The organism is Pantoea sp. B623 (genome assembly GCF_024814475.1).
GTDB lineage: Bacteria > Pseudomonadota > Gammaproteobacteria > Enterobacterales > Enterobacteriaceae > Pantoea > Pantoea ananatis.
Map to the genome: position 1 here is coordinate 3,939,368 of NZ_JANUXM010000004.1, position 22,416 is coordinate 3,961,783.

Consider the following 22,416-nt stretch of genomic DNA (forward strand, 5'->3'; position numbering starts at 1 on the left):
CGGAGTTGCCTTTTACTTCGCCTGTTTGCTTAAACCGCCTCCGCCAGGCTGAAACGTTTTCCGATACACAGCATGAAAAAACGTCAATGAAAAATCATAACTTATTTTTATGGTTTTCATTTCAGCTAATTAGATATTCTGGTGGAGCAAGGTCAAGATGGCAGAACTCACTCAAAGTCGCGTCGATATCATTTCCCGTGCAAATGGTACGCTTACGTCTCAGGTCGACGGCGGCTTAACGCAAACGATCACTCTTAATGAACCGAGCGTAGTACGCATTAATGGTACGCGTGAGGCTGTCGTACAATACCAACGTCAGGGCGACGATCTCATCGTCCAGATGCGTGACGGAAGCTCCGTTCGCTATAAAAAATTCTTCCTCGACGATGCCGCAGGCGACCACAGTGAACTGGTCTTTGATGATGGCGTGAACCCACCAGAGCATGCACTCTTTCCCACGACGGCAGGCGCAACAGATTTAGCGACAACATCCGTGACGCCCGGATTTGAGTCACTTGATAACGTGGAGCCGCTCCTGCTGGCTGATAACAGCAATATTTCTACCGGCCTGATGACGGCGAGTGGTGTTGGCCTGTTGGGACTGGGGGGTTTAGCACTGGGCACCAGTCGCGGCGGAGGCGGAGGCGGTGACACACCGGCAGCACCGGGAACGCCTGGAACGCCAGCAACACCGACCCTGACCGTTAATCCCTTTGCCGGTGACAACGTTCTGGACAACAGCGAGAAGGCCAGCGATCAACTGGTCTCCGGCACCACCAGCAACGTGGAGGCGGGCCAGACCGTCACCGTGACGCTGGGCGGCCAGACCTATACCACGACCGTCGGGGCCGACGGCAGCTGGAGCCTGAGCGTGCCTTCTGCAGCGCTGACCGCGCTGGCCGCGGGCACCACCACGCTCAACGTGACCGTGAGCAACGCGGCGGGAACGGCGGCCAGTGCTGAGCAGGTGATTACGGTTGACGCGCCCGTTACCACGCCGGGCGCACCGACCCTGACCCTTGATCCCTTTGCCGGTGACAACGTCCTGGACAACAGCGAGAAGGCCAGCGATCAGCTGGTCTCCGGCACCACCAGCAACGTGGAGGCGGGCCAGACCGTTACCGTGACGCTGGGCGGCCAGACCTATACCACGACAGTCGGGGCCGACGGCAGCTGGAGCCTGAGCGTGCCTTCTGCAGCGCTGACCGCGCTGGCCGCGGGCACCACCACGCTCAACGTGACCGTGAGCAACGCGGCGGGAACGGCGGCCAGTGCTGAGCAGGTAATTACGGTTGACGCACCGGTTACCCCTCCAGGCCCACCGACGATAACGGTGAATGACTTTGCCGGTGACAACGTCCTGGACAACAGCGAGAAGGCCAGCGATCAGCTGGTGTCCGGCACCACCAGCAACGTGGAGGCGGGCCAGACCGTCACCGTGACGCTGGGTGGCCAGACCTACACCACCACAGTTGGGCCGGACGGCAGCTGGAGCCTGAGCGTGCCGTCGGTAGCGCTTGCTGGGTTAGCGGCGGGTGCGGCCACCATCGACGCAAGTGTGACGAACACCGCAGGTAATAATGCGACAGACAGTCAGCCGTTTACCGTCGAAGCGCCAGCAGGTGCAGCAGGTACACTGGTTATCACGCAGCCGCTGGGGGGCGACGGTTTTATTAACGCTCAGGAAGCAGCTCAAGGATTGACCGTAAAAGGATCGGTCGCAGGGGTGGCCCAGGGGCAGCAGGTCGTTGTGAACTTTAATGGTGTCGATTACACCGGCACCGTGGATGCCAATGGACTCTGGTCCGTCATCATTCCGTCCGGTGCCTTTAGTGGCGTCAGTGATGGGGTGAAACAAATCACCATCAGCACCGTGGATGCCAATGGTAATCTGCTGTCCAACACCGCCGATATGACCCTGCAGGCCACTACGCTGCCTGCCATCTCGCTTGATAGCGGCTCGCTGAGTGACGGTATTCTCAATAATACCGAAAGCAGCAGCGATCAGGTATTAAGCGGCAATACCGGTGTCACCGGGGCTGGCCAGCAGGTACAGGTTCAGCTCGGCGGTAAAATCTATGACCTGCCAGTAAATAATGACGGAAGCTGGAGTGTGACCGTACCTGCGGCCGATCTGGCTGCACTGCCACAGGGCAATAATCCGCTTGTGGTAAGCGCGATCGATCAGGCCGGGAATGTGGTGACACAGACCAGCACGGTCAATGTCGATACGCAACCGCCTTCATTAGGTGTGGATCCCGTGGGCGGTGACAATACGCTCAGCGTAAGCGATCTGACCCAGCCGCTGATATTGAGCGGTACCGGGCAGAATGGCGATCAGGTCACGATGTCACTTAACGGCAGATTCTACCGCACGCTGGTCAGCACCAATGGACGCTGGTCATTGCGTATCGATCAGTCCGATTTGGCCGCGTTACCCTCGGGTAGAAATCCTTTTACAGTCACCATTACCAACGCCAATGGCAGTCAGACGACGTTCACCAGCGAACTGAACGTCGCAACGGCACCAGAAGTGCAGCCAACATTGAGTGTGAACAGCGGCACCTTTGCGGGTGATGGCGTGCTGGATGGTTCAGAACAAAAACTGCCACAAACGCTCACCGGTACCTCAACAAACGTAGAGGCCGGACAGCAAGTTAGCGTCACCATTAACGGTATAACCTATACCGGTACGGTAGAAGCAAGCGGTAACTGGAGCATCGTTATACCACCCGTAGCATTGGCAACGCTGGCTGAGGGCAGTCAGGCTCTGACCGTCACCGTGGTGAATGCCGCAGGTAATACCACCAGCACCGAACTGACCTTCCAGGTTGACGCAACAGGAAGCAGCGTTGCCCTGGCTCCGGCAGGAAACAACAATTATCTTAATGCCGATGACGTGGCGAGTGAGGTCGTGCTTAGCGGTAGCACCAGCAATATCCCGGCAGGCAGCATTGTTAACGTCACCGTTAACGGTAACAACTACACCGGTACGGTAGGCGCGGATGGCACCTGGACGGTGACGCTGCCGGCGGGCAGCCTCGTTGGCTTACCCAACGGCGCGCTTCCTGTTACCACCACCATTACCGATGCGGACGGCAATACGCTGGCAACCAGCACCTCGAATATCAACGTTGTGGCGACCGATGTACCGGTTGCGACACCGGGCGATGCGTTTGTCGATGGCGTACTGAACGGCAGTGAAGCGGCAGCGGGCGGTGCTATCACCGGCAACAGTGGCGTAACCGGGGAAGGCCAGCGCGTAGTGGTTACGCTCAATGGCGTCAACTACACCGGTATTGTCGATAACACCGGTAACTGGCAGGTGAACATTCCTTCAGCGGTGCTCTCAACACTGCCACAGGGATCGGTGCCTTATACGGTTACCCTTACCGACATTGCCGGCAACACCAGTAATGCCGCCGGCAGCGTGACGGTCGATACTTTACCGCCAGCCCTGACGGTAGCAACACCGTCTGGCGATGGTGTTCTTAATGCAGTTGAACTTCAGCAGCCCCTGGTCCTGAGCGGTAACAGCGAAGGTAATGCCGTTATCGTAGTCAACATTAACGGAACCACCGTCAGCACCACCGCCAATCCGGACGGGAGCTGGACGCTGGAAGTACCGGCTGCGGCACTGAGCGATCTGACCAACGGCAGCTATCCCCTGACCATCACTGCTACCGACACCGCGGGCAATATCACAACGGACACCAGCAGCCTGACGGTGAAAGCCGATGCGGCTTCATTACCCACGCTGACCCTAAACCCGTTTGCCGGTGACAATCTGGTTGACGGCGCTGAACGTCAGGTCAATCAGGAACTGTCGGGCACCACCACCAACGTGGAGGCGGGGCAGGTTGTGACGCTGACCGTGGGCAGTGACGTGTTTAGCGGTACCGTTCTGGCGGACGGATCGTGGCGCCTCACTGTTCCTGCTTCCGTTCTGTCGGCGCTGGCCGATGGTAGCGCCACCTATACGGTTGCCGTCAGCGATGCCGCAGGCAATACCACCTCGACGGATCTTGCGTTGACGGTCAACAGTAATGCTTCCGGTGTGGCGCTTGATACGATAAGCGGAGATAACTTCCTGAATGCCAACGAGGCGGGGGAACCGTTGATCATTACGGGAACCACAGTCAATGTGGCACCGGACAGCACTGTCACGCTGCAGTTTAATAATGTCACTTACACCGCCGTGGTCTCTGCTGGCGGTACATGGAGCGTGATCGTCCCACCATCCGCTCTGGCAGCCCTGACGGATGGCCCTGCGGCCTTAACCGTAACGACGACGGATACAACGGGCGCGGCGCTGAGCAGTTCAGCCACGCTCAATGTCGCGATTAACAATGTTCCCAACCCTGTGGTGATCACGGCCTTCGGCGACGGGATCCTGAATGCCACGGATATTTCCAGCGTACAGCAGCTTAGCGGAACGACCGGCGTAAGCGGTGTGGGCCAGACCGTGAGCGTTTCCCTGGGCGGCAATGTTTATACCGGTACGGTAGACGGAAATGGTAACTGGCGTGTGAGTCTTCCTGCCAATGCCTTAGCCGCACTGAATGAAGGCGGCACGGACTATACCGTCACGGTCACGGACGCGGCAGGGAACAGCCGCGAGGTAAGCGGTAACGTTAATGTTGACCTCACGCCACCGACCCTGACGCTTGATCCCGTCGCCGGGGACAATATCGTAGACGCCGCAGAAAGCACGGCGCCGATCGTCCTGAGCGGCAGCAGCGATGCGGGCGAGGGGCAGGTTGTGACCATCACCCTGAATAACCAGGTATGGAACACCACGGTAGGTGCTGACGGCAACTGGAGCTTTGCGCTGCCAGCGGGCGCCCTGGCAGACGTCGCAGCGGGCAGTTATACCCTGACGGTGAGCGTCAGCGATCCGGCGGGGAACCTTTCAACTGAAACCCGTGATATTACCGTGGCGACCGGTACATTAGCGATAAGCATTGATACGCCTTTTGCCGACAGCTACCTGGGTCAGATTGAGGCAGCCAGTGAACAAACGCTGACGGGCACGACAGGGCTGACCGGCGCAGGCCAGATTGTGACCGTCACGCTAGGCGGTAATGACTATGCAGCCACGGTGGATGCTCAGGGCAACTGGACGGTCACGCTGAGTAGTACCGTCCTGCAGGCCTTGCCCGAAGGCACAAATACGCTTGTCGTCACCGTTAGCGATGCGACAGGCAGCAGCGGCAGCCTGAGCAGCGCAATCACCGTTGACTTTACCCCACCGGAACTCAGCCTGAATCCTGTAACCGGTGATAATCAGATTAACTCGCTGGAAATTCTGCAAAATATTTCCGTTTCAGGTACAGCATCGCTGGCCGATGCAGGGCAAACGGTGACGGTGACGCTTCAGGGCGAAACCTATCAAACCCTTGTCTTGATTGACGGTACCTGGGTTCTTGAGATACCCGCCAGCGTCATGCAGGGCTTGCCGGATGGCCCTTACTCACTGGACGTCACGCTGACCGATGCCGCAGGCAACCAGACCACGCTCACCCAGACCCTGACGCGCGTCGCAGACAGCGCGTCGCTTCCGGTACTGACCCTCGATGCCATCAGCGGGGATAATTACCTTAACCAGGGCGAAGCGGCTGCGGACTTAACCATCAGCGGCGGCAGTACGAATTTGACCGCTGGTCAGGTGATCACCGTTTCGCTCAACGGGCAAAGCTACACTGGAGAAGTGCAGGCAGATGGCCGCTGGACGGTGACCATTCCACAGGCTGACGTCAGTGTCTTACCGGACGGTCCTCAGAGCGTGGTGGTGAGTGCCACCGACAGCGCAGGCAACCCGACCAGCAGCGATGCGACCCTTAATGTTATTGCCAGTGGCGCGGCGCTGCCGACCCTGAGCGTGGATGTGGTCGCCAGTGATGACATTATCAACGCCATTGAAGCCGGAGCGGATCTGGATGTCAGCGGCAGCAGTACGCAACTGGCAGAGGGAACGGTAGTGACCGTCACGCTGAACAACGTCGGCTACACCGGCACCGTTGACGCGGCGGGTAACTGGACGGTCTCCGTGCCGTCTTCGGCTCTGAGTGGTCTGCCTTCCGGCTCGCAACAGACCTTTGTCGTCACGGCAAATGACGTGGCAGGTAATACCGCCCTGACTAACCACAATGTCGCGATTGACACGACATTACCGGTATTGAGTGATATCAGCCTGAGTGCAGGCACATCGCTTAATCTGGCCGAGTCGCTGCAGGATCTGACCGTGAATGGCAACAGCGATCCGGGCGCGCAGATCACCGTCGTCCTGAACCAAATCACCTACACCACCAGTGCAGATGAGAATGGTGTCTGGTCACTGGCAATCCCCGCCGCGGATTTGCAGCAGCTCAATGACGGGCTCCAGACGCTGACGATTACCGCAACGGACGCCAGCGGCAATGTCACTACCAACACCAGCACCACGCTGGATGTGGCCTTCCGCACACTGCCGGAGCTGACGCTGGATACGCCGTTTGGTGATGGCATTGTCAGTCAGGCCGATGCTGCCGGTGAACTCACCCTGAGCGGCAGTGCGACTAATCTGCCAGAGGGCAGCCCGATCACGGTGACGATCGGCGATCAGCCGTTTAATACGACCGTTGGTGCCAACGGTGCATGGACCTTAACGCTGGCGCCGGGCGCGCTCGATGCCTTACCCGATGGCCTGACCCAGGTGGTGGTGACGGCCAACGATGCGGCAGGCAACCCGGCTGAAGTCAGCGCAGGCATTGAGATTCTGGTGACCGTACCGGCCGATCCGACCATAGCCGCCACGTTGTTTGGCGATAATGTGATTAATACCACTGAAGCCGCCTCCGTGCAGCTGATTACCGGCACCACGCCGTTTGGCGATGGACAAACCGTCAGCGTCAGCGTAGACGGCACGCCACTAACCGTCTCTGTCGATGCGAACGGTAACTGGAGCGCCAGCCTGCCGCCCGATGTGATTGCCGGTCTGGCAGACGGAACGCACACGATCAGCGTGATCACCACTGACCGGGCCGGTAATACTTCTGTTGCCGTTACGCAAGACTTTACGACGGCCACGGCACCTATCCCCGAACCGACGCTGAACACGCCATTTGGTGATGGCCGTATCAACGCGATAGAGGCGCAGGCAGATGGCACCCTGAGCGGCAACCTGAATATTGATAATGCCGCCTCCGTTACGGTAACCGTCAACGGTACGGCCTATGCCGCCACGCTCAACGGTGATGGCACCTGGTCCCTGGCTCTGCCATCGGCATTACTGCAGACGCTGCCAGACGGTAACTGGCCCGTTGCGGTAACCATGACGGACACCAACGGCAATACGGCCACGATAAACAGCAACATTGTGGTAGCAATACAAACCCTGCCGGATGTCAGCCTGACTCTGCCGTTCGGTGACGGAGCACTGAATGCGGCTGAAGCGGCACAAGACCAGACGCTGACCGGCTCGACAGGTATCAGCGGCGAGGGCCAGACAGTAACGGTGACCATCAGCGGCTTTAATAACGATTTGCCACTGAATGCAACCGTTCTGCCGGACGGAAGCTGGTCACTGGTCCTGACGCCGGCGCAGATGGCGCAGATCCCCAACGGCAGTCATGTTATTACCGTCAACGCCACGGATATTGCCGGCAACACTGACAGCACTACGCTCAATGTGGTCACCGCCGTCACCGTTCCCGTGCCCACCTTTACTGACCTGCAGTTTGGTGGTGATAACGTGCTGAACATCAGCGAGGCCGCTGCTGGCGTAACGCTGACCGGGACGACCGGTAGCCTCGGTGCAAACCAGGCGGCAAGTATCAGCGTGGATCTGGATGGAATACGCTATCCGGGTACCGTTGATGCGAATGGTAACTGGAGCGTCACGATCCCACCTAATGCGTTGAATACCATCGGAAGTGGCCCGCACAGCGTGACGGTGAATGTGGTGGATGCAACGGGTAATCCGGCTACGGCACAGTTTGACTTTACCGCCGATCTGACACCGCCAGCCCCGAGCGTGGATCCGCTGCCACGCAACGGCTATGTCAACGCCACTGACGTCGAGAACGGTATCACGCTGACGGGCAATACCGGTGAAACCGGCGCCGGGCAACAGGTTGTGGTGACTATCGGCACCACCGATTTCACTGCCCAGATAGCGGCGGATGGAAGCTGGACATTGCCGTTGAGTAACGCGCAACTGAGCGCCTTAACCGATGGCACCTATTCGTTAGCCATCACCGTCACCGATCCTGCCGGTAACAGTACGACGCTCAACGAATCCCTGGTAATCGACACAACAGCGCCAACGATCACCGGCGTGACGTTTGCAGGTGATGATGGGCTGGATTATGCCGAGAGTATTCAGCCTCAGGTGTTAAGCGGCATCGCTAACGGTGCGGAGACCGGGTCACAGTTAACTGTCTCCTATAACGGCACGCTGTTAGGTACGGCGGTTGTCGGTGCCAACGGCGCCTGGAGTCTGACCCTGACGCCAGAACAAATGAGCACCTTCGTCGCACCGGATACCACGTTAACGCTTGCCGTCAGCGACCTGGCGGGCAACCCGGTCACGCAGGATCTGACGGTGCCGGTTGATCTTACACCCCCACCAGGACCGCTGGTCACGCTGGGCACCGTATCGGGTGATAACATCATCAGCACGGTCGATCAGCAGGCAGGTGGCGTCGTGGTGAGTGGAACGTCACAAAATCTCGGTGCCACCGGTGTCGTTACCGTCGTGATCAACGGCGTGGACTACAGCACGACGATTGATGCTAACGGCAACTGGACGACGGCAACCTTACCGGTCAGTGATTTTGGCAGCACTGATGGCCCGGTCACGATTACCGTCAATGCCACCGACGGAACGGATACCGTGACCACCAGCGGCACCGTTCAGATCGATCTGACGGCACCGGTACTGACGATTAACAGCTTCACGGGTGACGATGTGGTTAACGCCAGTGAAAGTTCAACGCGTCAGACCATTAGCGGTACGGCGGACACCAGCGAAACGGGACGTACGGTAACGGTTACCCTGAATGGCAAAACCTACACGGGGATCGTGCAGGGCGACGGCACCTGGTCTACCAGCGTGCCAGCCAGTGATATGCAGGCGTTGGCCAACGGTGAAACGACCATTAATGCGCAGTTGACCGATGCCGCCGGCAACGTGGGCAGTGCCAGCCGCACCATTAACGTCGATACCGCAGCACCACTGATTGAGATTGACGCCTTCCTCGGCGATAACCTGATTAACGCCGCCGATGTTGCTGTCGGGCAGGTATTAACGGGCCGGACAACCGGTGCGGAAGAGGGACAAACCATTTCCCTGTACGTGGGCGATGGCGCCCCTGTCGCCACCGGGATCATTGGCGCTAACGGCGTCTGGAGCATTGACCTCACGCCGCAGGTGCTGTCCAGCCTCAACGACGGTGCGCTGGTCTTTGGCGTGCGCGTCAACGATCAGGCTGGCAACCAGACGGATGCCACGATTACCGTGAACAAAGTGGTCAATGCCGCCTTGACGCTGGTAGTGGATTCTGTCTTTGGTGACGGCACGCTGAGCGCGATCGACACCACGATTGCCCAGACCATTACCGGTACGGCGACCTCTGCAGGCGTAGGCGCAACTGTCGCGGTCACGATCGGCGGCACGACCCTGACCAGCGCCGTGGGCCAGGACGGGAAGTGGGCGATTGTTGTTCCCCCCAGTGTTCTCGGCCTGCTGAGCGACGGTGAACTGGCCCTGAACGTGACGTTAACCGATGCAGCAGGCAACAGCCGCAGCGTGGGTGAAACGGTCAATGCCATCGTGAATGCCGTACCTGTCGTGGATAACCTGACCGGTCTGTTTGGCGGCGATAATCTGCTGAATATTGCCGAGGCCGCGGTTGATCAACAGATTGGCGGGATTATCGAGAACGCGGCAGTGGGCTCACGCGTGACCGTTATCCTAGGGACGAAGACGTATAACACCACGGTGCAAGCCGGGGGCAACTGGAGCGTGACGCTGCCGTCCGGCGATCTCTCTTCCTTACTTAATGGCAATCTGACGCTGGGCGTGACTGTCACCGATGCCGTCGGTAACGTAGCCAGCAATAGCGCAACCATTGGTATCTTCACACAAACGCCGACCATCAGCCTGACGTCGCTGTTTGGTGATGGCGTGCTTAACCTGGTTGATATTGCCACCAGCCAGACCATCAGCGGCGTGGTGAATAACGTTGCTGCCGGTTCGGTGGTCACGCTGAACGTGGGGAACAGCCAGGTCACGGCAACGGTCGGCAGCAACGGCACGTTCACCGCCACGGTTGCGCCGGATATTTTGAGTACTCTGACGCAGGGAAATCTCACGATTGGCGCCACGGTCACCGATCAGGCCGGTAACACCGCCTCTACCAGCGCCGGTATTCGCGTCGATACCATCGCGCCTACCCTCACGATCAGTCCGCTGTTTGGCGATGGCCTGTTAAATGCCGCGGATGCGTTACTGGGCCAGACGATTGGCGGCGTGGTGAACGGTGCAGAGGCCGGTTCCCGTGTCGTAGTGACGATTGGCGGCCAGCAAATCGTGACGGCAACGGACGCCAGCGGGAACTTTGCTGTGTCACTGACGCCAAGGCTGCTCCAGGGCCTGACGGACGGTACGCTGACGGTCGGCGTCAGCGTCACGGATGCGGCAGGGAATACGACCAGTAGCACGGCGTCGGCCACGGTAGGGATTAACACCTTACCTAAAGTCACGCTCAACCCACTGTTTGGTGACGGCATTTTGAATATTGCCGAGTCGCTGGTCACCCAGACCATCAGCGGTACCGCCACCGGCGTAGCCGCAGGCAGTACCGTCAGGCTGGCGATTGGTAATACCACGGCAACGGCGATCGTTAACAACGACGGCACCTTCTCGGCCACGGTTTCCCCCGCCATTCTGGCTACGCTGCTCGGCGGTAACTTTACCGTGAGTGCCTCGGTTACCGACGCCGTAGGTAACACCACCTCCACCAGCGGCGGTGTGCAGCTGGGGCTGACTCAACCCACCCTGACGGTCAATACCGTGTTTGGTGACGGCATCCTCAGCGCTGCGGACCTGGCCTCTAACCAGACCATCAGCGGGACATCGAATCTGGCTGCCGGGGCGACGGTAAGTGCTACGCTCAACGGCATTACCTATTCAACGAAAGTGATCAGCGGTGGCAACTGGACAATCAGCGTGCCAAAAGGTGATTTAACCGGTATCAGCGATGGCCTTAAAGCGGTTGCGGTGACTGCCACAGATGTGAATGGCAACACCGTGACAGGCAGCGGCAGCCTGACCGTCATCAGTAATACCCCACCCGCCGTAACCATTACTTCGCTGTTTGGTGATAACGCATTAAGCGTGGCTGATGTGAAAACCACCCAGACGATTAGCGGTACGGCGACCAATGCGGAAGGGTCGCTGGTGCAGGTGACGATTGGCGGCCAGACCTTTACTACCACGGTCAGCAGCAACGGCAACTGGAGCCTTCCGGTTTCGGCCTCTAATCTCGCGGCGATCGCGGATGGACTCTATACCGTCACGGCAAGCGTGACGAATGGCGTGGGCAACAGCGGTAATGCCTCGGCTTCGCTGGGCGTTGCCAGCCGGACCACGCCAACGGCGGGCATCAACAGCTACTTTGGTGGGGATGGTTATCTGAATATTGCCGAGGCGAATGTTGCAGAAACCATTAGCGGTACGAGCAGTAACGCGATTGGGGGACGGGTTTCCGTCAACGTGGCGGGCAACATTTTCACCACGACGATTGGCAGTAACGGTGCCTGGAGTATCAGTGTGCCGTCAGCCACCCTGAAAGGCATTGCGGATGGCAGCCATTCTGTAGCCGTTACCATCACCGACGTGGGCGGTAACAGCACCACAGCCACCAGCAGCTTCACGGCGCTGTCGCACAATCAGCCGCTTCTGGGCGTCGATCCTGTGCTGAGTGTGGTGTCATCGCTGATCAACGGGCTGACGGTGCAGGGGGGCTCTCTGAATGCGGCTCAGGGGTCAAAAGTCAGCGTTACGCTGCTGCTGGCTAACGGCAGCAATGGGCCGACGATTAACACCACCACGGATGCGCTCGGACGCTACGCGGCTAACTTCAGCCCCGCGCTGTTATCGGTTGGGGGACTGCTGCTGTCGCTCAATACGCTGGCGAAGGTCACGATTACGGATGTGGCGGGCAACAGCTACACCACGACCAATACGCTATTGTTAGGCGCTTTGTTGCCGGTTACCACGGCGTCAACGACCGAGTCCGTTGCGCTGTTCTCACTGGTGGACGACAGTGCAACCGCGGCGGGCCATGATACGCAGCACAACACGCAGTCCACTGAAGAGGCAACGCCGACGGTGCACGTGGCTTCAACGCTGACCACCGAAGCCGATGTGGCCGCGCCGGTCAATGCGTCGGAGGACAATACCGGAGTCGCGGCGGCGGCAGTCGCTGACACGGCAGCCGTAACAGACACGCCTGTTGACGAAAGTTACAGCATTGGCGGGGTGGTCATTACGCTGGCAGATGGCAGCATCGTGGAAGGCGCATCGGTAAATGGGAGTAGTGGTGCCGATACGGTTGTGGTCAGCGATCTGAACTTCAGCCATATCGATGGCGGTGCAGGAACCGATACGCTGGTGCTGAACGGCGATCATCTGACGTTGGATCTGACCGATCTTGGTCTGAAAGTGGAAAACATTGAAGTGCTCGATCTCGGTCAGAGCGGCACGAACGCTGTGAAGCTGGATCTCAACGAGGCGCTGAATATCACTGACCAACAAAGCGATGACCTGGTGATTAAAGGGGCTGACGGTAGCCTTGTCACGCTGGTCAATGGCCAGGGGGGCACGTGGGAAATCAGTGGCGAACGCATGGTGAATGGTCAGTCCTACGAGGTCTACCATAACTCGGCGCTCACCAATGACAACACGTTGGGCGATGTTCTGATTCAACACAATCTGCAGGTACACATCGTTTAACATACGATATTCACGTTAAGCACTTACCCACAGCAGCGGTTGCGCAAGCTTCCGCTGCTTTTTTTCTGCAACGTGGCTTTCAACATTCCGCCACTCTTCCTGGCAACATGTCAGCATGGGGTAAGCACGCCGTGAGGGCATCCGGCCACTAACGGATAGATGAAACAGGCCGTTTTATCTTGACTTCGGGTAACGCTGTACCGACCCAGAGTAACGGGCAGATTAACGCCGGTTCGACAGGAAGCGTAATCGTCGCCTTTTGATGCCGCCTTGCCTGACAACCGCTTCATTAATCACAATCACGAGACCTTCCAGGACCTGAGAGTGCAGCGTTCCGACTGACGGCCGCTCGTGACTCAATGGTAAGCAATATGACTTTTTTAAAATCGATGTCGTTAATTTTATCTTAAGTAGTGACAGGGAATTGTGTCTGTTTAAAAAATCGCCTTTCAGTAAATATATTTGATAATTGGTGATTTTTAACATGACCACTTTCTCTGTATGTACTATTAATAGTAACTCGCGCTTAGCGGTCTTTACTGAACGCATTAAATAAATTAACAATAAAATGCGTGATGCTTATCGTGCCCTTGCTTTTTTTACATACTGAAATCACCAGGACGTCATCGAATGATCATAAGAAAACCTGTTGGTATGAATAATGAACAAAGCGCGTTTAGCCCTGTTTTTTTACGTCCTGAATGGCCTGGTCCTGCCCGCGGCATTTGCCGCCCCCTTACCGAAAGCGGAGTTCAACTGGCGCGCAGCACCCAGCGAAGAGCAGGTCGCCATTTTGACCCTGCGGGAAGCCATCCTTCGAGCCTTCGCACGCAACCCAAAAATTTCCGAGGCGGCGGCGCAGATTCATATTGGTGAAGGCGATCTGAGTGCCGCGCAAAGCGCCTGGTATCCCCAGATATCGCTTCAGGGGGCCGCGGGGCGCTCACATCAAACCGACTCATCTGGCAGTCTGAATAACAATGGGTCCGGCGGAATCACCCTCAGCCAGCTGTTATATGACTTTGGCCGCACTAACGGTGCCATTGACGAGCAGCATGCCCTGTCAGATGCCTACCGCTTCGGGTTATTTGACGCCATGACGCAGGTGGCTAAAGAGGCCTTACAGTCTTATCTGGAAGTCAAACGTTATCAGGCACTCGCCGCCACGGCACAGACGAATATCGCCTCGCTGGAGCACGTACGCGACATTGCCAAAATGCGTGCAGATGCCGGGCTCAACTCTCAGTCAGATGTGCTGCAGGCCGAAACCCGTATCGCCGCCATGCATGCCACGCGTGAACAGTATCTGGCCCAACTGCGTTCTGCCAACGCGCAGCTTACCGTCCTGACTGGCGTGGTGCCTGCCACGCTGCCTGAGCTGCCCCAGGCGCTGTTACAACAGCAAATTACCCTGGACAAAATCGCCTATGAAAACAGCGCATCGGTGCGCAGTGCGCAATACAAACAGGAAGCCGCCCGCGAACGGGTCCGTCAGGCGCAATCGGGTCACTGGCCCAGCATCAAGGTTCAGGCTGGCCGGACGCGTTACGAAAACGATACCCGCTCATACTGGGACGATGAAGTCCAGCTTCAGGTAGAAGCGCCGCTCTATCAGGGCGGTCTCGTCAATGCCAAAACCCAGTCAGCGGAGGGCGATCGGCTGGCCGCCCAGGCTGCGGTACAGCAAGCCAAACTCACGATTAATCAAAACGCCTCCACATCTTACGCCGATATGATCGGTGCTCAGCAGCGTCAACTGGCGGGAGAGGCGCAGTTAGCCAGCGCTGAACATACGCGCAACGTGTATGCCGATGAGTACCGGCTCAGTAAACGCAGCCTGAACGATCTGCTTAGCGTTGAGCAGGATGTGTTTCAGGCCGACAGCGCGCGAATCACTGCGCTTTATGACGGGTGGGATGCCACCGTCCGTTACGCCGCTGCCGTCGATAACCTGCTCGACATCATGGGTATCGATCGTCAAAAAAACAGCGGTGACCTTCTTCCTTCTTTGCAATAGCCAACCCGTTTTAAAAGGCGCGAACAATGAGTGCACAAAACCCGACAACCGATAACTGGATTGCTGCGATGTTGCGCGTGGCGGCACGCTTCGGTAAGCCTGCAGAGGGCAAAACGCTTCGCCAGCAAATGCGCTGGTTTGAACACCTGCCGGTGGCGCAGCAGCGGGATCGCCTGTGCGGGCTGCTGGGTCTTCATTTAACCATGGTGCCGCAGAACCAATTGCGCTGGCGGCAGGACATCACGCCCGTGGTGCTGGTGATGGAAAATAACAGCATCGCCGTGCTGGAAGAAATCGATGGCGAGGGCGGGGCGCGATACTGGCTTAGTGAAGGCGGCGATGTCATTCGGGAAGGCGAGCTGGCAAGCCTGCTCTCCAGAGCGCAGGGGGACATTGGCGTGATTGGCGTGGCCGCGCGCGGAAGAGATGCCCGCATTGATGAATTCGTGCAGCCCTATGAACCACACTGGTTCTGGAAAAACTTTCGCGGCATGGGCCGGCGAATCGGCGAAATATCTCTGGCATCGGTAATCAGTAACGTCCTGGCACTCGCCGGTATTCTTTTCTCAATGCAGGTGTACGACAGGGTTATCCCGGCGCAGTCCGAGGCGACGTTGTGGGTGCTGTTTGTCGGCGTGCTCATTGCCGCCGCCATTGAATATCTGATTCGCCTGATGCGAACGCAGGTTTCTGACCTGATGGGGAAACGCATCGATCTGAAAGTGTCCGCCATGCTGTTTGCCCGGGCGATGAATATTCGCAATGAGTCACGGCCTAAATCCACTGGCTCTTTCATCTCCCAGCTGCGTGAAATCGATCAGGTTCGTGAGTTACTGACCTCAACCACCGTCGGCGCTGCCGCAGACTTACCCTTTGTCATACTGTTCCTGTTTATCATGTCGTTTATCGGCGGCTGGCTGGTGCTGATTCCGCTGGCTGCTATTCCGCTCATTATTATTCCGGGGATGTTAGTGCAGTTCCCTATGGCGCGTCTGGCAAAAGCCGGGCTGCGCGAAGGCGCGCTGCGGAATGCCGTGCTGGTCGAGACGATAGAAGGCATTGAGGATATCAAAGCGCTGCAGGCCGAGCCTTACTTTCAACGCCAGTGGGAGCAAACCCACGAGGTCAGCGCCTCGATTGGCAATCAGCAACGTCTGTGGGGCGCCAGGCTGACCGGCTGGGCCTCCACCGTGCAGCAACTGACCTACGCGGGCATGCTGGTGTTCGGGGTTTATCTGGTACTGGATTCACAAATCACCACCGGTACGCTGGTGGCCTGTAGCCTGCTCTCTTCGCGCACCATCGCGCCACTCATGCAGCTGACCATGGTGTTTTCTCGTTGGCAGCACGCCAAAACCGCGATGAAAGGGCTGGATGAGCTGCTAAAAAAACCGCTCGATAAACCCGAGTCGGCCACCATGGCGCACTGTCCGACCCTGACCGGCCACTTTGAACTGCGCAACGTGCACTATACCTACGACGAAGAGAACGAAAAAAACGTGCTCAACGTGCAGCAGTTGAACATTAAGCCTGGAGAGAAAATAGCCATTCTGGGGAAGGTGGGCGCGGGCAAATCGACCCTGTTAAAAATACTGGCGGGCCAGGCGCAGGCCAGCCAGGGAAAAGTGCTGGTGGACGGCGTGGATATGGCACATATCGATCCGACCGATTTGCGCCGCCAGCTTGGCTGGCTGTCCCATGATTCGCGGCTGTTTTTTGGCACGCTCAGGCAGAATCTGCTGCTCGGCAATCCCCACGCCAGCGAACAGGAAATGCTGCAGGCGTTACGGATCAGTGGCGCGCTGTCGCTGGTTCAGCAGGATGCGGCCAGTCTGGATCGCGTGATCAATGAAGGGGGGCGAGGGCTGTCAGGTGGACAGCGGCAGATGATCATGCTCAGTCGAATGATCCTGCGCCAGCCGCAGGTGGTGCTGCTGGATGAGCCAACGGCCGCCATGGATGAGCAGCTTGAAGAGCATGTCATCCGTCAAATGCAGGACTGGATCAGTGGGCGCACGTTGATTCTGGTGACGCATCGCCCCGCGCTGCTGAAGATGGTCGATCGCATTGTCGTGATGGATAACGGGCGCATTATTGCCGACGGTGCGAAAGAGCAGATATTGCGGCGCGCCACTCAGAACGTCCCGGAAGCGACACAGGGAGGTACGGTATGAGTGTGATCATCGATAAAGACCTTGCCAGACATGAGCGGCGCACCTCCGCGATCATCTGGTTGTGTACGGCGGCGCTGGTCTTTTTCCTGATCTGGGCGCACTTTGCCATTCTTGATGAGGTAACCGTCGGGACCGGTAAGGTTACGCCATCTACGCGCGCCCAGGTCATTGACAGCCTGGACGGTGGCATCGTTAAGCAGCTCAACGTGCACGAGGGCGATATTGTAGAAAAGGGCCAGATACTGGCCACGCTGGATCCAACCCGGTTTCAGTCCAACTTTGGTGAAGTACAGGCCAGAGTTCGTACGCTGCGTGCTTCATCGGAACGGCTCAATGCTGAACTGTCGGGGATTCCACTTAAATTCAGTGCTGAGACGCAAAAAGAGCCGCAGCTGGTGGCGCGTGAGAGACAGCTGTATGAATCGCGTCGGCGTAACCTCACCGAGACCATCAACAACCTGCAACAGTCTTTGCGGCTGGTACAGGATGAGCTGCGGTTAACTGAACCGCTGGTGGCAAAAGGCGCGGCGGGGCAGGTTGAAGTGATTCGCCTGCGCCGCCAGGTCAGCGATCTGCGTGGAAAAATCGACGAGGCGCGTAACGACTATCTGGTCCGCGCTCATGAGGAGCAGGTGAAAAACAATGCTGAACTCGATGCCCAGCTACAGGTAGCCGCAGGCAAAGAGGATCAGCTGACGCGCGCCACGCTCTATTCACCCGTGCGCGGCATCGTTAAAGATATTCAGGTCACCACGGTAGGTGGTGTGCTCGAACCCGGCGCAAAAATGATGGAAATCGTCCCCCTGGAAGATCAGTTACTGATTGAAACCCGTATCAATCCCCGTGATATCGCTTATATCCGGCCCGGGCTGGCAGCCGTGGTGAAAGTCACAGCCTATGACTCATCCATTTACGGGGATTTAACCGGCGTGGTGGAAACCGTTTCGCCTGATACGTTGCAGGATGAAGTTAAGCGCGACCAGTATTACTACCGGGTTTATGTGCGTACGCAAAAAGCAGAACTCATCAACAGGGCTGGACGACGCTTTCCTATCGTACCAGGCATGGTGGCGAATGTGGAGATCAAAACGGGGCAGAAATCTGTCATGGACTATTTGCTTAAGCCGTTGAATAAAGTCAAAGAATCGATGCGTGAACGCTAATATAGCTCACGTTTTCTGACGTCACGTATTTTAGTTACGCTGCGTGATAAATTAGCCGCTGAAGTTTACCTGCTGAGGCGGTATATTGCGCGAAATAAACCCATAAATACGGTGAAGAATCCCGCAGCTATCCCGGCTATTCAACTCTCTAAGACAATACAGACAACGTTCAGGCAAAAAAAAAGCCGGGCAATAAGCCCGGCGATATATAAGGGTAAAAAAAATCATTCGGGGTGAATGAAGATAAGAAATAAATGATGATAGCGGGAGTAAGTATATTGGCTGGCGAATAATAAGTTTTACCATTGAGTGCTTAGGATTATTCCCACTAAAATCATTGTGATAGCTATTATTTTCAACGCGGTTGTCATTTTGTGCTTTATTTTTTATCACTCCGTGCGGCTAATAAGTTCCCCTTTATTTACATATAGCAATAAATTTTACAGATCATGAAACACTTTCGGAAATTTAGTAGCATTTTTACGATGGATTATTACCCATTATGAAACAACAATGGTTTGCCGACCGATATTACCATCGGTTTGCAGTGGCAAATATAAAAGGCACATAACAGAGGGTAATAAAAATGAAGCGTCACATTCTCTCCCTGGCGATCCCGGCATTACTGGCAGCAGCGGGCTCGGCAAATGCGGCTGAAATCTACAATAAAGACGGCAATAAATTAGACCTGTTCGGCAAGGTTGACGGATTGCACTATTTCTCGGACAACGACGGTGCCAACGGCGACCAGTCTTATGTTCGTTTTGGCTTTAAGGGTGAAACCCAGGTAACAGATCAACTGAGCGGCTACGGCCAGTGGGAATACCAGGCGGCGCTCAACAATTCAGAAGCACAGGGTACGGCAAACAGCTACACCCGTGTTGGTTTTGCAGGACTGAAATTCGGCAATGCAGGTTCATTCGACTACGGTCGTAACTACGGTGTGGCTTACGACATTGGCGCATGGACTGACGTTCTTCCTGAGTTTGGTGGCGATACCTATGGCGCAGACAACTTTATGTTCCAGCGTGGCAACGGTATGGCGACCTACCGCAACAACGGCTTCTTCGGTCTGGTAGACGGCTGGAACTTTGCAGTTCAGTATCAGGGTAAAAACGATAACCCAACGGAAGCAAGCGGCGGGCGTGATGTGCTGGGTGAAAACGGCGACGGCTGGGGTCTGAGCACGACCTACGATCTGGGCTCCGGTTTCGGTATCGGTGCGGCAACCTTCCAGTCGGATCGTACCAACAACCAAAATGGCAATGCGCCGGGCATTCTGGGCCGCGGAGATAAAGCGGAAGCTTATACCGGTGGTCTGAAATACGATGCTAACAACATTTATCTGGCTGCGATGTACACGCGCGCCTATAACGCGATCAGCTTTGGCGACAGCACAAGCGCTAATCAGCCAAACACGGCCTACGGCTATGCTGACAAGGCTGATAACTGGGAATTAGTGGCACAGTACCAATTTGACTTTGGTCTGCGTCCTTCTCTGGCATACGTTAACTCGCGCGGCACCGATGTGCAGAACTGGGGCAAACAGAATCTGAAGAAATATGTCGACGTGGGTGCGACTTACTACTTCAACAAAAACATGTCGACCTATGTTGATTATAAAATCAACTTACTCGATGACAACGACTTTACCAAGGCCGCCGGCATTAATACCGATGACGTGGTGGGCGTAGGACTGGTGTACCAGTTCTAAATGTCACAGGGAGCGCCCGTGCGCTCCCTGATTTATTAATCTGCCGGGTGTTCCGGCTCGTTATCATCCTGTGGCACGATCACGTTGCCATATCTGGCCCCCTCGAATGCCACACCTGAAAGTGTAAACGCAGCAAAACTCAGCCAGTTTTGCATCGCAGTCATCACGGTTTCCGACTTATCCATCCCACACCTCTCAGCAACACAGTTAAGGTTTCTGGTGCAGGAATCGTGCCAGCCCAACCGCTCTCATAGCCACGGAAAAACAGGTGATTTTGCTACAATGGCGCGCGAATTAGGGGGCTGATGACCTTAAATGGTGCAGGGGCGATCAACGACGGCGCAGGTAAGTGGTTGGCATGTTGCGATTACGGCGTTGCTGCCATGTTTTATAGCTTCCTAATACGAACAGGCCCAGCACAGCGGCAAGGATTACATAAATCATCTGTGACTCCTTATTCTGACGCTCTCAGGAGCGAGCGGAACGTAGCAGTGTGATCGACCTAATAAGTTTTATCAACCATGTTTAAGTTACTTTACTTAGTGTTTGTGCTTTGAAATATGCACAGATGACCTGTTACGGATAAATAATGATGCGTTTTAAGATAAATCTCCTGTTTGTAGCTTTAATGTCATTGTTAATGGGATGTGACGACACGTCATCCAAAGCCCATGACGCCATGGTGCTGGAAGGCAAAACGATGGGAACGGTGTGGCGAGTCAGCCTGGCAGGCGTGGAGGCTGGACGCAAAGCGGCACTACAACAGCGCATCCAGCAACGACTGGATGCCGATGATGCGGAACTCTCGACGTGGAAACCGACGTCAGTGCTGTCACGTTTTAATCAGAGTCGTGCAACAACGCCTCAGCCGGTGAGTGAAAACATGGCTGATATCGTGACGATTGCGCTACGTATCGGCAAAAAAACCTCGGGCGCCATGGATATTACGGTCGGGCCGCTGGTGAATTTATGGGGATTTGGCCCCGATAAGCAGCCCAACCATATTCCGGATGACAGCCAGATTGCCGCGGCCAAAGCCCTGACCGGCTTACAACATTTACGTGTCATACAGGGAGGCGAAGGCCAGTGGTTACAGAAGGATCTGCCAGGCTTGTATGTTGATCTCTCCACGGTGGGAGAAGGTTTTGCGACCGATCACCTTGCGCGACTGATGGAACAGGAGGGGATTAACAATTATCTGGTCTCGGTGGGGGGGGCTGTGCTATCCCGCGGGATGAATGCGCAGAACCAGCCATGGCGGGTGGCGATTCAGAAACCGACCGATCGCGAAAATGCCGTGCAGGCGCGGGTAGACCTGCAGGGACACGGCATCAGTACATCTGGCAGCTATCGAAACTATTATGAGCTAGACGGCAAACGTCTTTCACACATTATCGATCCCGCGACTGGCCGCCCGATTGACCATAAGCTGGTGTCAGCGACCGTGATTGCCACTACGGCGCTGGAAGCGGATGGCTGGGACACCGGCCTCATGGTGTTAGGTACTGAAAAAGCCAAAGCGCTGGCGATTAAAGAGAAACTGGCGGTGTATTTAATCACCCGGGAAGGCGATCGCTTCGTCAGCTGGATGTCGCCCCAGTTCTCTGCTTTTATTATTCCATCTGACTGACTGAGAGAACCGCTATGCTGGATCTGTTTAGTGATGCCTCACCCTGGCAAGAACCCCTGGCTGATGGCGCGGTGATTTTACGCCGTCGCGCACGCGATGAAGCGGAAGATCTGTATCAGGCCATGATGGCAATAGCAGAATGTAATCCGTTTGAGCACCGCATCACGCCGGGCGGACATCGCATGTCCGTTGCGATGACCAACTGTGGGGACTTCGGCTGGTCGACAGATGCGCGCGGCTACCGATACAGTGAACAGGACAGCAGCAGTCAACGTCCGTGGCCGGCAATGCCGGATGCGTTTCGCCGGCTAGCGCAGCAGTCGGCTGAAGAGGCCGGCTTCCCGGGCTTCAATCCGGATGCCTGCCTGGTTAACCGCTACGAACCCGGCGCTAAGCTGACGCTGCATCAGGACAAGGATGAAAAAGACTTACGCCAGCCCATCGTTTCAGTGTCCCTGGGCCTGGCGGCGGTTTTTCAGTTTGGTGGCTTTGAGCGGGGCGACCATGCACAGCGGGTTTTGCTGGAACATGGCGATGTGGTGGTGTGGGGCGGGCCTTCGCGACTGCGCTATCACGGCATCCTGCCGCTCAAGGCGGGCATCCATCCGCTCACCGGCGCCTTTCGCTATAACCTGACATTCAGGCGGGCTTTTTAACCCCCGCGCAAAGTGCGAATAACTATTGCTATCATTTGCCATCACATTACACTGCAGGCTGA

The 22,416-nt window shown here is 56.6% G+C and carries 9 protein-coding genes; 7 read left to right on the top strand and 2 right to left on the bottom strand.

Annotated features, from left to right (window positions below; all coding sequences use genetic code 11):
* Positions 1-157: 157 nt before the first annotated feature.
* The 5 genes from NXS97_RS20385 to ompC all read left to right on the top strand — a co-directional run bounded on the left by NXS97_RS20385 (position 158) and on the right by ompC (position 20,068).
* Positions 158-13,000, top strand: coding sequence for an Ig-like domain-containing protein (locus NXS97_RS20385; RefSeq protein WP_116219894.1), 12,843 nt, complete (start codon positions 158-160; stop codon positions 12,998-13,000).
* A gap of 661 nt (positions 13,001-13,661) precedes the next feature.
* Positions 13,662-15,017, top strand: a complete 1,356-nt coding sequence (locus NXS97_RS20390; protein ID WP_019106571.1) for a TolC family outer membrane protein — start codon at positions 13,662-13,664, stop codon at positions 15,015-15,017.
* Positions 15,018-15,043: 26 nt separating this feature from the next.
* Positions 15,044-17,191, top strand: a complete 2,148-nt coding sequence (locus tag NXS97_RS20395; protein ID WP_116219895.1) for a type I secretion system permease/ATPase — start codon at positions 15,044-15,046, stop codon at positions 17,189-17,191.
* Complete coding sequence (locus tag NXS97_RS20400; RefSeq protein ID WP_112900138.1) at positions 17,188-18,354, top strand: HlyD family efflux transporter periplasmic adaptor subunit; 1,167 nt, start codon at positions 17,188-17,190, stop codon at positions 18,352-18,354. Before NXS97_RS20395 ends, NXS97_RS20400 begins: the two co-directional genes overlap by 4 nt.
* Positions 18,355-18,940: 586 nt before the next feature.
* Entirely contained in the window at positions 18,941-20,068 is a 1,128-nt protein-coding gene (ompC, locus tag NXS97_RS20405; protein ID WP_014594150.1) for a porin OmpC, read from the top strand.
* A 35-nt stretch (positions 20,069-20,103) separates the two neighbouring features.
* Here ompC and NXS97_RS20410 read toward each other — a convergent pair whose 3' ends face one another.
* Together NXS97_RS20410 and NXS97_RS20415 are read right to left on the bottom strand one after the other, a co-directional pair.
* The gene (locus tag NXS97_RS20410; protein ID WP_014605391.1) at positions 20,104-20,253 is read right to left on the bottom strand and encodes a hypothetical protein; all 150 of its coding nucleotides are present in this window, start codon (positions 20,251-20,253) and stop codon (positions 20,104-20,106) included.
* Between the two features lie 145 nt (positions 20,254-20,398).
* The gene (locus NXS97_RS20415; protein WP_013026480.1) at positions 20,399-20,512 is read right to left on the bottom strand and encodes a hypothetical protein; all 114 of its coding nucleotides are present in this window, start codon (positions 20,510-20,512) and stop codon (positions 20,399-20,401) included.
* A 145-nt stretch (positions 20,513-20,657) separates the two neighbouring features.
* Here NXS97_RS20415 and apbE point away from each other — a divergent pair, with 145 nt between their 5' ends.
* On the top strand, positions 20,658-21,698 hold the full coding sequence (gene apbE, locus NXS97_RS20420; RefSeq protein WP_029569017.1) for an FAD:protein FMN transferase ApbE: 1,041 nt from the start codon (positions 20,658-20,660) through the stop codon (positions 21,696-21,698).
* Positions 21,699-21,712: 14 nt separating this feature from the next.
* Positions 21,713-22,354 (top strand): DNA oxidative demethylase AlkB, encoded by a 642-nt coding sequence (gene alkB, locus NXS97_RS20425; RefSeq protein WP_013026478.1) that lies wholly within the window; start codon positions 21,713-21,715, stop codon positions 22,352-22,354.
* Positions 22,355-22,416 lie beyond the last annotated feature (62 nt).